At 72.9% G+C, this 12,862-nt stretch carries 11 protein-coding genes; 2 read left to right on the top strand and 9 right to left on the bottom strand.

Annotated elements, in window-relative coordinates; genetic code table 11:
* Window positions 1-58 precede the first annotated feature (58 nt).
* Window positions 59-550, top strand: coding sequence for an Lrp/AsnC family transcriptional regulator (locus tag QJS33_RS05675; RefSeq protein ID WP_306366782.1), 492 nt, complete (start codon window positions 59-61; stop codon window positions 548-550).
* 29 nt (window positions 551-579) lie between these two features.
* Here QJS33_RS05675 and QJS33_RS05670 read toward each other — a convergent pair whose 3' ends face one another.
* From QJS33_RS05670 to deoC, 6 genes are all read right to left on the bottom strand, one after another.
* Entirely contained in the window at window positions 580-2,256 is a 1,677-nt protein-coding gene (locus tag QJS33_RS05670; protein ID WP_306366781.1) for a phospho-sugar mutase, read from the bottom strand.
* 37 nt (window positions 2,257-2,293) lie between these two features.
* Complete coding sequence (locus QJS33_RS05665; RefSeq protein WP_306366780.1) at window positions 2,294-3,091, bottom strand: purine-nucleoside phosphorylase; 798 nt, start codon at window positions 3,089-3,091, stop codon at window positions 2,294-2,296.
* Window positions 3,088-3,723 (bottom strand): GNAT family N-acetyltransferase, encoded by a 636-nt coding sequence (locus QJS33_RS05660; RefSeq protein WP_306366779.1) that lies wholly within the window; start codon window positions 3,721-3,723, stop codon window positions 3,088-3,090. The genes QJS33_RS05665 and QJS33_RS05660 overlap by 4 nt, the downstream gene beginning before the upstream one ends.
* Window positions 3,724-3,984: 261 nt before the next feature.
* Complete coding sequence (locus QJS33_RS05655; RefSeq protein ID WP_306366778.1) at window positions 3,985-4,932, bottom strand: aldehyde dehydrogenase; 948 nt, start codon at window positions 4,930-4,932, stop codon at window positions 3,985-3,987.
* Window positions 4,925-6,355, bottom strand: coding sequence for an aldehyde dehydrogenase family protein (locus QJS33_RS05650; protein WP_306366777.1), 1,431 nt, complete (start codon window positions 6,353-6,355; stop codon window positions 4,925-4,927). The genes QJS33_RS05655 and QJS33_RS05650 overlap by 8 nt, the downstream gene beginning before the upstream one ends.
* Window positions 6,356-6,357: 2 nt before the next feature.
* Window positions 6,358-7,305, bottom strand: coding sequence for a deoxyribose-phosphate aldolase (gene deoC / locus QJS33_RS05645; RefSeq protein WP_306366776.1), 948 nt, complete (start codon window positions 7,303-7,305; stop codon window positions 6,358-6,360).
* A gap of 357 nt (window positions 7,306-7,662) precedes the next feature.
* Between deoC and QJS33_RS05640 the strand changes: the two genes are divergently transcribed.
* On the top strand, window positions 7,663-8,346 hold the full coding sequence (locus QJS33_RS05640; RefSeq protein ID WP_306366775.1) for a hypothetical protein: 684 nt from the start codon (window positions 7,663-7,665) through the stop codon (window positions 8,344-8,346).
* A gap of 142 nt (window positions 8,347-8,488) precedes the next feature.
* Here QJS33_RS05640 and QJS33_RS05635 read toward each other — a convergent pair whose 3' ends face one another.
* From QJS33_RS05635 to QJS33_RS05625, 3 genes are all read right to left on the bottom strand, one after another.
* Window positions 8,489-9,742, bottom strand: coding sequence for a heparan-alpha-glucosaminide N-acetyltransferase domain-containing protein (locus QJS33_RS05635; RefSeq protein WP_306366774.1), 1,254 nt, complete (start codon window positions 9,740-9,742; stop codon window positions 8,489-8,491).
* A gap of 170 nt (window positions 9,743-9,912) precedes the next feature.
* Window positions 9,913-11,895, bottom strand: a complete 1,983-nt coding sequence (locus QJS33_RS05630; protein ID WP_306366773.1) for an acetoacetate--CoA ligase — start codon at window positions 11,893-11,895, stop codon at window positions 9,913-9,915.
* Between the two features lie 282 nt (window positions 11,896-12,177).
* The gene (locus QJS33_RS05625; RefSeq protein WP_306366772.1) at window positions 12,178-12,852 is read right to left on the bottom strand and encodes an HAD family hydrolase; all 675 of its coding nucleotides are present in this window, start codon (window positions 12,850-12,852) and stop codon (window positions 12,178-12,180) included.
* Window positions 12,853-12,862 lie beyond the last annotated feature (10 nt).

The following is a 12,862-nucleotide window of genomic DNA, read 5'->3' as shown; positions in this document are numbered from 1 at the left end:
GGTCGACGACGATGGGAAGGGGCTTGCACTGGAACGAGAAGACACGAGGAGCACCCACATGGCCATGGGCGAGCAGCGCAGGAACGGCCGGCGGCCGGATGCGACCGACCAGACGATCCTCAGCGCGCTCGCCAAGGACGCGCGGACCGGGATCACCGAGATCGCCGCACTGGCCAACGTCTCCCGGGCCACGGCCTACAACCGGATCAAGCGGCTGACCGACGAGGGCGTCATCCGCGGCTACTCCGTGGTGACCGACCACTCCAAGATGGGTCTGGGCGTCACCGCGCTCGTGCTCATCTCCGGAAGCCAGCCGGACTGGCGAGCCAACCGGGAGATCCTCTCCTCATACCCCGAGATCGAATACTGCTGGTACGTGGTCGGCTCGGCGGACATCGTCCTCCTGGTCCGCGTCGCCAACACCAACCAGCTGCGGGACCTGATCCTGACCCGCCTGCAATCGCTCCCCGGTGTGACGTCCACCCAGACGCTCACCGTCATCGACGAGGTCGTGCACCGACCCGTCGTGGAGCCCGGCGACATCGAGTGAAACGGACCCTTATCCCCCCGAACCCCCCACTATCCCTGTACCGCCAGGGCGACCGAGGCCATCAGTTCGGCGAGCAGCGCCGAACCCTGCGCGCGGGTGGCCGCGACCTCGCCCTCCACGTCCATCACGATCTCGGCGTACGCCTTCAGCTTGGGCTCGGTGCCCGAAGGCCGTAGCGTCACACGCCCCCAGGCCCCGCCCTCCAGCCGGAAGCGCAGGGCGTCGGTCGGCGGCAGGCCCGCGTGCCCGGCGGCGAAGTCGTCGATCCCCGTGACCTTCAGGGGACCGAACGCGGTGGGCGGTTCGGCGCGCAGCCGCCGCATCGCGGTGTCGATGAGCGACAGGTCCGACACCCGCACCGAGAGCTGGTCGCTCAGGTGCAGCCCGTACCTACGGGCCTGATCGTCGAGCAGGTCGAGCAGCGTGAGCCCCCGCGCCCTGGCCGCGGCGGCCAGGGCGGCCGCCACCAGCGCCGCGCCGATGCCGTCCTTGTCCGCGACCGGTCGGCCGTCGTCTCCCCCCAGGCAGTAGCCCAGGGCCTCCTCGTAGGCGAAGACCCGCCGGGAGCCGGGAGCACCGGCCCGGGCCAGCCACTTGAACCCGGTGAGGGTCTCCTCGTAGTGCACCCCGCGCTCGCGCGCGATCTTGCCGAGCAGGCTGGAGGAGACGATGGAGGTGGCCACCACCCGGTCGTCCCCGGTGGTGTGGTCGAGCACGTACTCGGCGAGCAGGCCGCCCGCCTCGTTCCCGGTGAGCGGGCCGTGTCCGGGCAGCGCCAGGGCCAGCCGGTCGGCGTCGGGGTCGTTGGCGATCACCAGGTCGGCGCCGACCTCCGCGGCCGCTGCCAGCGCCAGGTCCAGCGCCCCCGGCTCCTCCGGGTTGGGGAAGGCCACCGTCGGGAAGTCGGGATCGGGGTCGAACTGGGCGGCCACCCTCTCGGGGGCGGAGAACCCGGCCCGTTCCAGCGCCTCCACCAGGATCGCGCCGCCCACCCCGTGCATCGCGGTGTAGACCACCGACAGCTCCCTGGGGCCGGCCGGGACCAGCGCGGTGACCGCCCGCAGGTAGCGGTCGACGGCCTCCCGGCCCAGGACCGTCCACTCCGTGCCCAGCGGCAGGGCGGAGAGCGGGCCGACCGCGTCGATGGCCGCGGAGATCTCGGTGTCGGTCGGGGCCACGATCTGCGCCCCGGCGGCGTCGCGGTCCCCGCCCACGTACACCTTGTAGCCGTTGTCCTGGGGCGGGTTGTGGCTGGCGGTGACCATGATCCCGGCGTCGGCGCCCAGGTCCCGGACGGCGAAGGCCAGCACCGGGGTGGGCAGCGGGCCCGGCAGCAGGGAGACCCGGTGCCCGGCCCCGGTGAGGACGGCGGCGCTGTCGCGGGCGAAGTCCGCCGACCGGTGCCGGGCGTCGTAGCCGATGACCACGTGCCCGGCCCCGCCGCGGCCGTGCAGCCAGGCGGCGATCCCGGCGGCGGCGCGCATGACCACGACCCGGTTCATCCGGTTGGGCCCGGCGCCCAGCGCGCCGCGCAGTCCGGCGGTGCCGAACTCCAGCCGCCCGGCGAAGCGGTCGGCCAGGTCCGCGGCGGCCTCGGCGTCCCCGGCGGCCACCCGCTCCAGCAGGGCGGACAGCTCCTCACGGGTGCCGGGGTCGGGGTCGGCCTCCAGCCAGGCGCGGGCACGGGCGACGGTGTCGGTGGTCATTGGCGGGTCCTTCTCCTCCGGGAGGGGCTGCTCGGAATCAGATACGGGCGACGATGTCGGCGAGCAGGCGGCCCACGGCGTCGGCGGCGTCGCGGCCGGCGGCCAGCACCTCCTCGTGGTCGAGGTTGGCGCCCTCCAGCCCGGCGGCGATGTTGGTCACCAGGGACATGCCCAGCACCCGGGCCCCGGCCTCGCGGGCGGCGATGGCCTCCAGCACGGTGGACATGCCGACCAGGTCGGCGCCCATGGCGCGGAGCATGCGGATCTCGGCGGGAGTCTCGAAGTGCGGGCCCGGCATGGCCGCGTACACGCCCTCGGGCAGGCTCGGGTCCACCTCGCGGGCCAGTGTGCGCAGCTCGGCGGAGTAGGTCTCGGTGAGGTCGACGAAGGTCGCCCCGGTGAGCGGCGAACGGGCGGTCATGTTGAGGTGGTCGGCGATGAGCACCGGAGAGCCCACCGAGTAGGTGGCGTTGATGCCGCCCGCGGCGTTGGTGAGGACGATGGTCTTGGCCCCGGCGGCGACGGCGGTGCGCACGTTGTGCACGACGGCGTCGGTGCCGTGCCCCTCGTACAGGTGGGTGCGGCCCAGGAAGGCCAGGACGTTGCGGTCGCCGTCGGCGATGCCGCGCACGGTGCCGCTGTGCCCCGCCACGGCGGGCGGCAGGAAGCCGGGCAGCTCGGCGGTGGGCAGCTCGTCCTTGCCCTCGCCCAGCAGGTCGGCGGCGGGCGCCCAGCCAGAGCCCATGACCAGGGCGATGTCGTAGGCGTCCACCCCGGTGCGCGAGCGCAGGGCGTCGGCGGCCTGCTCGGCGACGGCCTTGGGTCCGGTGGTCACAGCGGGTTCTCCGTTCGTTCGGGCCGCGGGCGCGGCGCGGGGTGCGCCCCGGTGTGCAGGGGGCGCGACATCACGTGTTGCGGGCCCGCGTCACCGGGGACGATGTGCCCGGTCGCGGTGTACCCGGCGGCTTCGTAGGCCCGCCGGGCGGTGTGGTTGCCCTCGTTGACGCACAGCACCACCCGGTCGGCGTGCGGTGCGGCCTCGGTGATCAACCGGTCCAGCAGGGGCGCGGCACAGGAGGCCCGGCCCAGCCCCCGACCCTGCCATTGTGGCGTGACGTAGTAGGCGCGCAGCAGTACGGCGCGCTGGGGGTTCTCGACCATGCCGGGTGTCCGGATCGCCCGGTCCAGCACCCCGAACCCGGCCGCGGCCTCCCGCGCCCGGGCCGCATCGGTCACCGCGCCGACCACGACGGCGAACGGCACCCGGTCGGGATCGGCGTCGGCGGCGGGCAGGGTGGCCACCGGCAGTCCGGTGAACCGGGCCTGCCCGGGGGCCAGCCGGTGGCGCAGCACGGCCGCGCGCAGCAGTGCGGTCTCCTCCGTGTCCCGGTCCAGCCGTACCAGGCGCGGCTGCACGCCGCTCCGGGTCCGCACCGTCTCCGTCGCGTCCTCGACCGCATCGCCCATCGCGGGCTCCTTTCCCCTCAGGGGCGGACATGATCCGCCCCACCTCACACTGGCGTTCGATCCGGGTCCGGCGCAAGCCGGACCCGGCCGCCTGTGGACGAGACGCCCGCGGACGGCCGGGAGGGGCCGCGCGAGGGCACCCGCGGGGCTCCGCAGGTCCGGGGTGAACGCCTTCGGGGAACGGCCGCCGACCGGAGGCCGGCCGTCGAGGGCGGTGCCGGGTGACGGGTGGGAGGGGTGGGGGTCCAAAGGAGTACGGCCTCACACGCCGACGGGGTGCCAGACGGTCTTGGTCTCCAGGAAGGGCGTCATCCGGGAGGTGCCGGGGTCGGGGTCGAGCCAGGCCTCCTCGCCGGCGTCGGCACCCGGCCCGGGGCGTACCACCCGGGTGAGGGTCTGCGCGGCGGCCTCCTCGAAGGCGACCGCGTCCCGGCCGGCCCCGGTCAGGTCCAGGGCGTTGACGTCGGCGTGCGAGGCCAGGTGCGGACCCAGCTCCGGCACCCGCCCGGTGAGCAGGCCGACCACCCCGCCGGGCAGGTCGGAGGTGGCCAGCACCTCGGCCAGGTCCACGGCGGCCAGCGGCGCGGTCTCCGAGGCCACGACCACGGCGGTGTTGCCGGTCGCGATGACCGGGGCGAGGACCGAGGTGAGGCCGAGCAGCGGCGCGTTCTGCGGGGCGAACACCACGACCACACCGGTCGGCTCGGGGGCCGAGTGGTTGTAGTACGGGCCCGAGACGGGGTTGGCCCCGCCCACGACCTGGGCGACCTTGTCGGTCCACCCGGCGTAGTACACCCACCGGTCGATGGCGGCGGAGACGACCTCCTCCGCGCGGGCCCTGCTCAGCCCCTGCGCGGCGACGGCCCGGGCGGCGAACTGGTCCCGCCGCCCCTCCAGCACCTCGGCGACCCGGTAGAGGATCTGGCCCCGGTTGTAGGCGGTGCGCCCGGACCACCCGCCGAACGCCTTGCGCGCGGCGGCGACCGCCTCGCGGGCGTCCTTGCGCGAGGCCAGCGCGGCGTTGGCCAGGTGCGTTCCGTCGTTCGAGGTCACGGGGTAACTCCTGCCCGACTCCGAGCGCGGGAAGGCTCCGCCCAGGTAGAGCTTGTAGATCTTGCGGACCGCCAGGCGGGCGGGCACGGCGGGCGCCTGGGCCGCCCCGGCCGCGCCGCCCTTACCGGCCTTCTTGCCGCCGCGTCGTTCAGCCAACGTAGGCCTCCAATCCGTGCCGTCCGCCCTCGCGGCCGTAGCCCGACTCCTTGTAGCCGCCGAAGGGGCTGGTCGGGTCGAACTTGTTGAACGTGTTGGACCACACGACGCCGGCGCGCAGCCGCTCGGCGGTCCACAGCATGCGCGAGCCCTTCTCGGTCCACACGCCGGCCGACAGCCCGTAGGGGGTGTTGTTGGCCTTGACCACGGCCTCGTCGGGGGTGCGGAAGGTCAGCACCGACAGGACCGGGCCGAAGATCTCCTCCCGGGCCACCCGGTGGGCCTGGGACACGCCGGTGAAGATGGTCGGCGCGAACCAGTAGCCGCTCTCGGGGATGTCGCAGGCGGGCGACCAGCGCTGGGCGCCCTCGGCCTCGCCGGCCTCGGTCAGCTCGCGGATGCGCTCCAGCTGGGCCGCGGAGTTGATGGCGCCGATGTCGGTGTTCTTGTCCAGCGGGTCGCCCAACCGCAGCCTGGCGACGCGCTCCTTGAGGCGGGTCAGCACCTCGTCCGCGACGGACTCCTGCACCAGCAGCCGGGACCCGGCGCAGCACACGTGGCCCTGGTTGAAGAAGATGCCCGAGACGATGCCCTCGACGGCCTGGTCGATGGCGGCGTCCTCGTAGACGATGTTGGCGCCCTTGCCGCCCAGTTCCAGGGTGAGGCGCTTGTCGGTGCCCGCCACGGAGCGGGCGATCTGCCGTCCGACCTCGGTGGACCCGGTGAAGGCGACCTTGTCCACGCCGGGGTGCTCGACCAGGGCGCGGCCGGTGTCGCCCGCGCCGGTGAGGATGTTGACCACGCCCGGGGGCAGGTCGGCCTCCTGGCAGATCTCGGCGAAGACCAGGGCGGTCAGCGGGGTGGTCTCGGCGGGCTTGAGGACGACGGTGTTGCCGGTGGCCAGTGCCGGGGCGATCTTCCACGCCAGCATGAGCAGCGGGAAGTTCCACGGGATGACCTGGGCCGCCACGCCCAGGGGCTTCGGGTCGGGGCCCAGCCCGGCGTGGGCGAGCTTGTCGGCCCAGCCCGCGTAGTAGAAGAAGTGGGCGGCGACCAGCGGCAGGTCGACGTCGCGGGTCTCCTTGATGGGCTTGCCGTTGTCCAGGGATTCCAGCACCGCCAGCTCGCGGGAGCGCTCCTGGACGATGCGGGCGATCCGGAACAGGTACTTGCCCCGTTCGGCGCCGGACATGCGGCCCCACACGGTCTCCTGGGCGCGGCGGGCGGCGGCGACCGCCCGTTCCACGTCCTCGGGACCGGCGACGGCGACCTGCGCGAGCTTGGTCTCGTCGGCGGGGTTGAGGCTGGTCAGGTTCTCGCCGCTCGCGGCGGGGGCGAACTCCCCGTCGATGAACAGCCCGTAGGACTCGCGCAGGGTGACGACGGAGCGGGACTCCGGTGCGGGCGCGTACTCGAAGATCACGGCTAGTCCAGCGTGTAGTAGTCGGGGCCCGGGTAGGTGCCGGTGGTCAGCCTGGTCCGCTGCATGAGCAGGTCGTTGAGCAGGCTGGAGGCACCGATCCGGAACAGGTCCGGGGTGAGCCAGGCGGGTCCGGCGGTCTCGTTGACCAGGACCAGGTTGCGGATGGCGTCCTTGGTGGTGCGGATGCCGCCCGCCGGTTTGACGCCCACGTAGCGGCCGGTCTCGGCGCGGTGGTCGCGCACCGCCTCCAGCATGACGAGGACGACGGGCAGGGTGGCCGCCGGCGAGACCTTGCCGGTGGACGTCTTGATGAAGTCGGCGCCCGCGCGCATCGCCAGGTGCGAGGCGCGGCGCACGTTGTCGTAGGTGACCAGTTCCCCGGTCTCCAGGATGACCTTGAGGTGGGCGCCGCCGCAGGTCTCCTTGACGGCCCCGATCTCCTCGTACACCTTCAGGTAGTCGCCGGACAGGAACGCGCCGCGGTCGATGACCATGTCGATCTCGGTCGCGCCGTCGGCCACCGCGCGGGCGGTGTCGGCGAGCTTGACCTCCAGGGGCGCGCGCCCGGCCGGGAAGGCGGTGGCGACGGAGGCGACGCCGATGCCGGTGCCGCGCAGCGCCTCGACCGCGGTGGACACCATGTCGGGGTAGACGCAGACGGCGCCCACGTGCGGCACGGTGCGGTCGGCGGGGTCGGGCAGCGCGGCCTTGGCGCACAGCGAGCGCACCTTGCCGGGCGTGTCCGCCCCCTCCAGGGTGGTCAGGTCGACCATGGAGATGGCCAGGTCGATCGCCTGGGCCTTGGCGGTGGTCTTGATGGACCTGGTGGACAGGTCCTGGGCGCGGGCGCGGGCGCCGACCTCGTCGACGCCCGGGAGTCCGTGCAGGAACGCCCGGAGCGCGCGGTCGGTCATCGCCTCGGGCGCGGATGCGGTGTGGGACACGGGCACCTACAGCTCGGTCGAACGATGGGACGGGCTCCTCCGCCGGGGTCGGCGGGGGCGGCGCGGGAGGGATCGGCGATCCCTCTCCGGGCCGTCAGGTGGTCACCATAACCCCGGGGGGACGGACCGCCGGTACCCCTCGGCGGCGCACCGCCCAAGGTTGGAGGAGAGTCCAACCGAAGCTTGACCGGGCCATGGTCTTTTCCTCCAATTCCTTGCCGGGAACCCCCGGGAACGGTGCTTCCCGGCATGTCCTCGGTCACAGAAGGGTCGATCGCGGTCTAGACCGGACTGTCCCTCTGCGCCACCGCCGACACCCCGCACGAGGCACACATGAGGCACACATGTGCGTACCCTTTCCCCATGGCGGAGTTCCGGATCAGCAGTGAGGACGAGCAGGTCGACCTGCGCAGATTGGCGACGGCCCTGGCGGAGTCGCAGGGGTGGGCGCGCGAGGACGTCGGCATCTGGGACAACCGGCGCGGGGAGGTCATCGTCACCGTCGATGACGCTCTGCTGCGCCGCCCCGAGCCGGACCTGCGCACCCGCCCCCTGCACACCCCGCGCGACGTGCACCGGGCCTGCGAGCTGATCCACACCCAGGACCCGACGCTGCGCGGTGTGGACTTCGCGTCGCTGCGCACGGAGGCGGCCCGGCTGTTCTCCGCCGGGTGGACCACCGAGGACGTGCTGCACGCGCTGGGCCACCGGCCCGACGGCGAACCGTGGCCGAGCGGCCCCGAGCACCGGGGCACCGACTGGCTGATGACCCGGCTGCGCGCCTGGCGCACCCCGGACGGGGACATCCGCCCCTCCCTCTCCCAGGAGGGCGCCCAGCTGCGGGTGATCGGCAGGGCCGGGCTGCCGGTGGACCTCGGCCTGCCCGAGGACGCCGAATCCGCCCTGGGGCCGGTGGCCAGCCCGGCGGTGGCCCGGTCGGCGGCCGACGACGCCCGCCGGCTCATCCGGCAGAACGCGCGCACCACCTCCGACACGCTGGCCCACCGGGACCGGACCTCGTCCACCATCCGCCGCCCCGGGCAGTGAGGTCATGTCCCGTGGAGTGGTGTGAGGACGACGGTTGTTCGATACGGAAACGAATCGCCGACCGGCGCGTCGCCACCTCTGTGGCTCTGGAGTCGAACGAAGTCACACCACCCGGTGGGACACCATCAGCGGTGATCCGGGATCAGCCCCGGTCGCGCAGGGAGCCGACGAGGCGGACGGTCCCGTCGGCCGCCTCGCCCAGGAGGAACTCGGCGGGGCCGCGGTCGAAGGCCAACCGCCAGAAGGTGGCGAAGAGCAGCGCCCCGAGGATGAACCGCTCGGTCAGCCACGGGGTGTGGAAGTCGTACCCAGCGACCGCGACGAGCATCGCTATCACCACCAGGTGGCCCGTGTAGACGGTCAGCGGCATGCGCCCCACCGAGGCCAGCGGGTACATCACCGGGCGCGCCCGCTCGCACAGCCACATGCACAGGACCAGCACCACCAGGCCCTGGCCCACCGCCTCCAGGATCTCGAAGGTGGTACCGGTGTGCGGGGTGTTGACGGCCAGCCACCACCACGAGTCGGTGGGCACCTGGCCGGAGATCGACTCGGCCTCCTGGTCGACCGCGTAGCGCAGTTCCTCCAGCGCGGCCGGGTCGGTGATCGTCGACAGCGGTGCTCCGGCCAGCTCGGGGGCGCGCAGCTCCATCAGCCGTTCCATGCCGCCCAGCGGCCCCAGGGTCAGCCATGAGCCCAGGTAGCCGCACACCGCGGCGGCGGCGCCGCCGGCGAGCAGGCCCAGGCGCACGGTGTGCGCGGTGAGGTCCAGGCGGCCCACCGCCATCCCCGCGGTCACGAAGGCCATGAAGGTGATCGCCGGGTAGTAGCCGGTGAGGAAGAACTCGGTGAACGAGGTGACCGCCCCGGTGCGCGGTTGGACCGGGAACAGGGTGTCGCGCAGCAGGAACGACAGCGGCGGGCCCACGACGGCCAGTACGCCGGCGACCGTCCACAGCATCCACGAGCGCAGCCTGACCAGGGGCAGGGCGAGCAGGAAGAACCCGCCGTAGTAGGTGAGGATGATGGCGACCGGCACGGCCATCAGGTCCAGGATCAGGCCGAGCAGGGCGATGAGCACCGCGCGGGTGACGATCCGCACCACCGCCCGGAACAGCGGCTCCCCGGCGAGCGGCCGGGTGCGGCCGGTCATCATCGCCAGCGAGACCCCGGCCAGGAAGGCGAAGAGCGCCGACGAGTTGCCGCGCACGATGCCGTGCAGGTCCCAGGCGTAGTCCTCCGGCGAGAGCAGACCCATGGAGTCGACACCGAGGTGGACGATGAACATCCCGAAGACCGCGAGGGCGCGGGCGGCGTCGATGCCGTCGATCCGGGTCTTGGCGGGGGCCGGACCGGAGGCCGGCGCGGCGATGTCGTCTGGTCGCTTCTGTGCCACGCGGGCCAGGCTATGCCCCCGTGGGTAGGGCCACAATCAAGACCGTGGGCCCCGAGATGGCCGGGTCCGGCCATCTTCCGCCGCGAAGGTCCCCTATCGGGGTAAAGGAACCCGGTCGGCCCGAATCCGGCGGTCCGGGTCCCCGGGCCGGTGCCCGGGGACCCGGTCGCTCAGTCGACCAGCGTGCTGAAGTGGTCCAGCGCCTCGGGGTCGGCCAGGGAGTCGCGGCTGGCGACCTTGTCCGGGTTCTGGCCCATGAGGATGCGCTTGACCGGCACTTCCAGGATCTTGCCGGAGAGCGTGCGCGGTACCGCCGGGACGACCCGCACCCGGTCGGGCACATGGCGGGGCGAGCAGTCGGTGCGGATGCGCCGGGCGATCTCCTTGACGAGGGCGTCGTCGAGTTCGGCGCCCTCGCGCAGGACGACGAACAGCTCGATGCGCGAGGAGCCGTCGCTGTGGGGCACGTCCACGACCAGGGCGTCGGTGACGTCCTCCAGGGTCAGGACGGCCCGGTAGATCTCGCTGGTGCCCATGCGGACGCCGCCGCGGTTGATGGTGGAGTCCGAGCGGCCGTAGATGATCGCGGTGCCGCGGTCGGTGATCTCGATCCAGTCCCCGTGCCGCCAGATGCCCGGGTACATGGAGAAGTAGCTGTCGTGCAGGCGCCGGCCGTCCTCGTCCCCCCAGAAGAAGACCGGCATGGACGGGGCCGGGCGGGTGACGACGAGTTCGCCGACCTCGCCGATCAGCTCCTTGCCGTCGGGGTCCCAGGAGGCGACGGCCATGCCCAGGGCGCGGGACTGGATCTCGCCCTCGTACACCGGCAGGGTGGGGGTGCCGCCGACCAGGCAGCTGCACACGTCGGTGCCGCCGCTGGTGGAGAACAGCCACAGGTCGTCGCCGAATTCCTCGTAGACCCAGGCGAACGCCTCGGGGCTGAGGGGGGAACCGGTGGAGCCGATGGCCTTGAGGCGGGACAGGTCGCGGCCGCGGCGGGGGTGGACGCCGTCCTTCATGCAGGAGGAGAGGAAACCGGCGCTGGTGCCGAACACGGTGATCTGTGCCTCGTCGGCCAGGTCCCACAGCGTTCCGAGGTCCGGAGCCGCGGGCGACCCGTCGTACAGGACGATGGACGCCGGGGTCAGCAGCACGCTGACCAGGAAGTTCCACATCATCCAGCCGGTGGTGGTGAACCACAGGACGCGGTCGTGCTCCTGCGCGTTCAGGTGCAGGTGGAGGTTCTTGAGCTGCTCCAGGAGGATGCCGCCGTGCCCCTGGACGATGGCCTTGGGCAGGCCGGTGGTGCCCGAGGAGTAGAGCACCCACAGCGGGTGGTCGAAGGCGACGGGGGTGAACTCCGGCTCGGAACCCGCCCCGGAGGCATCCAGCGCCGACCAGGCCAGGGTGCCCTCGGGCGGCTCGGCGCCCGGGCGGAGGTAGTCGAGCAGGACGGTGTGCTCGACGGTGGGCAGGGCCGTGCGCAGCTCCTCGACGACGGGGCCGCGGTCGAAGTCCTTGCCGCCGTAGCGGTAGCCGTCGACGGCCAGCAGGACCTTGGGCTCGATCTGGGCGAAGCGGTCGATGACGCTGCGCACGCCGAAGTCGGGCGAGCAGGAGGACCAGATCGCGCCGAGGGAGGCGACGGCGTAGAACGCGGCGACGGTCTCGGGCAGGTTGGGCAGGTAGGCGACGACCCGATCGCCGGGGCCCACGCCCAGCTCGCGCAGTCCGGCGGCGATCGCGGCGGTGCGGGCGCGCAGCTCGCCCCAGGTCCACTCGGCCAGGGGGCGCAGCTCGGTGGCGTGGCGGATCGCGACCCGGTCGGGGTCGCGCCCCTCGAACACGTGCCGGGCGTAGTTGAGGGTGGCACCGGGGAACCAGCGGGCGCCGGGCATGGCGTCCTCGGCCAGGACGCCCTCGGCGGGGGTGTCGAAACGGACGCCGTAGTACGCGCGGATCGCGTCCCAGAAACCGTCGACGTCGGTGACCGACCAGCGCCACAGGGCGTCGTAGTCGAAGTCACCGTCGGTGCCGAAGGCCTCGACGCCCTTGTGCTCCTCGGCCCACCGGGCGAACGCGACGATGTTGGACGACGCCACCGTCTCCTCGTCGGGTCGCCAGAGCACACGGGGCACGCTGCTCTCCGTCATTGGCCCGCCTTCCATTCGCGTGGCTGTGTGTTGCTGTGAGGTCCATCTAACAGCACACCATGGCGGAGGTTACCCCCCGGCCTCCCCGGAGGTGCGGCCGGAAGACGGCGGGAAGTCCGCAGGTCACACCGTGTTCACGGAACCTGTGGGAGGTCCACTGCCGGGCGTTCCCGCAGGGTGGGGCGCCACCATTGACAGCTCCCGTCCCAGTGGTGCGGCCGGCCGATAGAACCGGTCATGGGTTCTTTCGGTCGGCCGCGGAGCGGGCCCCGCGGCCCCGGCTCAGCGACCGCGCAGCGCGCGGACCGCCGCCACCGGGGACGCGGCCACCGGGGAGCCCGTGGCGGCCAGCCGCTCGGGCGCCATCAGGCCGGTGGACACCAGGATCGCGTGCGCGCCGGCCGCACGGGCGGCGCGGGCGTCGTCGTCGATGTCGCCGATGAGCACGACCCGGGACGGGTCGATGTCCTGGCCCGACAGGTGGTGCACCAGGTGCTCGGCCTTGGAGTCGATCTCGGTGTCGTACCTGCGGCCGTCGACCCGGGTGAAGTGCGGGGCCAGGCCGCGTTCGGCGACGAGCGGGACCACGTGGTCGTGCGAGGCCATCGACAGCAGCGACTGGGTGCGCCCGGCCCCCGCCCAGTCGAGCAGCACGTCGGGGACGCCCTGCGCCAGCTCGCACGCGGGCAGGTGGCGCAGGTAGTCCTCGTCGTAGAGCTTCTCCAGGCGCTCCCACTCGCCCTCGGCGAGGGGCCGACCCAGCAGTTCCTCGTAGAGGGGGACCAGCGGGCGCCGGAAGACGCCCCGCCAGTGGTCCAGCTCCACCGGGTCGACGCCGTAGGCGGCGCAGACGGCGTTGACCGCGGAGAGGTTGGCGTGGTTGTCGTCCAGGAGGGTGCCGTTCCAGTCCCAGACGATGTGGGTGATGTCGTTCGGATCGAAAGTCAGCTCTGTCATCACCTGCACT

It is taken from the genome of Nocardiopsis sp. CC223A (assembly GCF_030766825.1).
Classification (GTDB): Bacteria; Actinomycetota; Actinomycetes; order Streptosporangiales; family Streptosporangiaceae; genus Nocardiopsis.
Note: the sequence above shows the minus strand (reverse complement) of the source record. Positions and strands in the feature narration are given on the sequence as shown.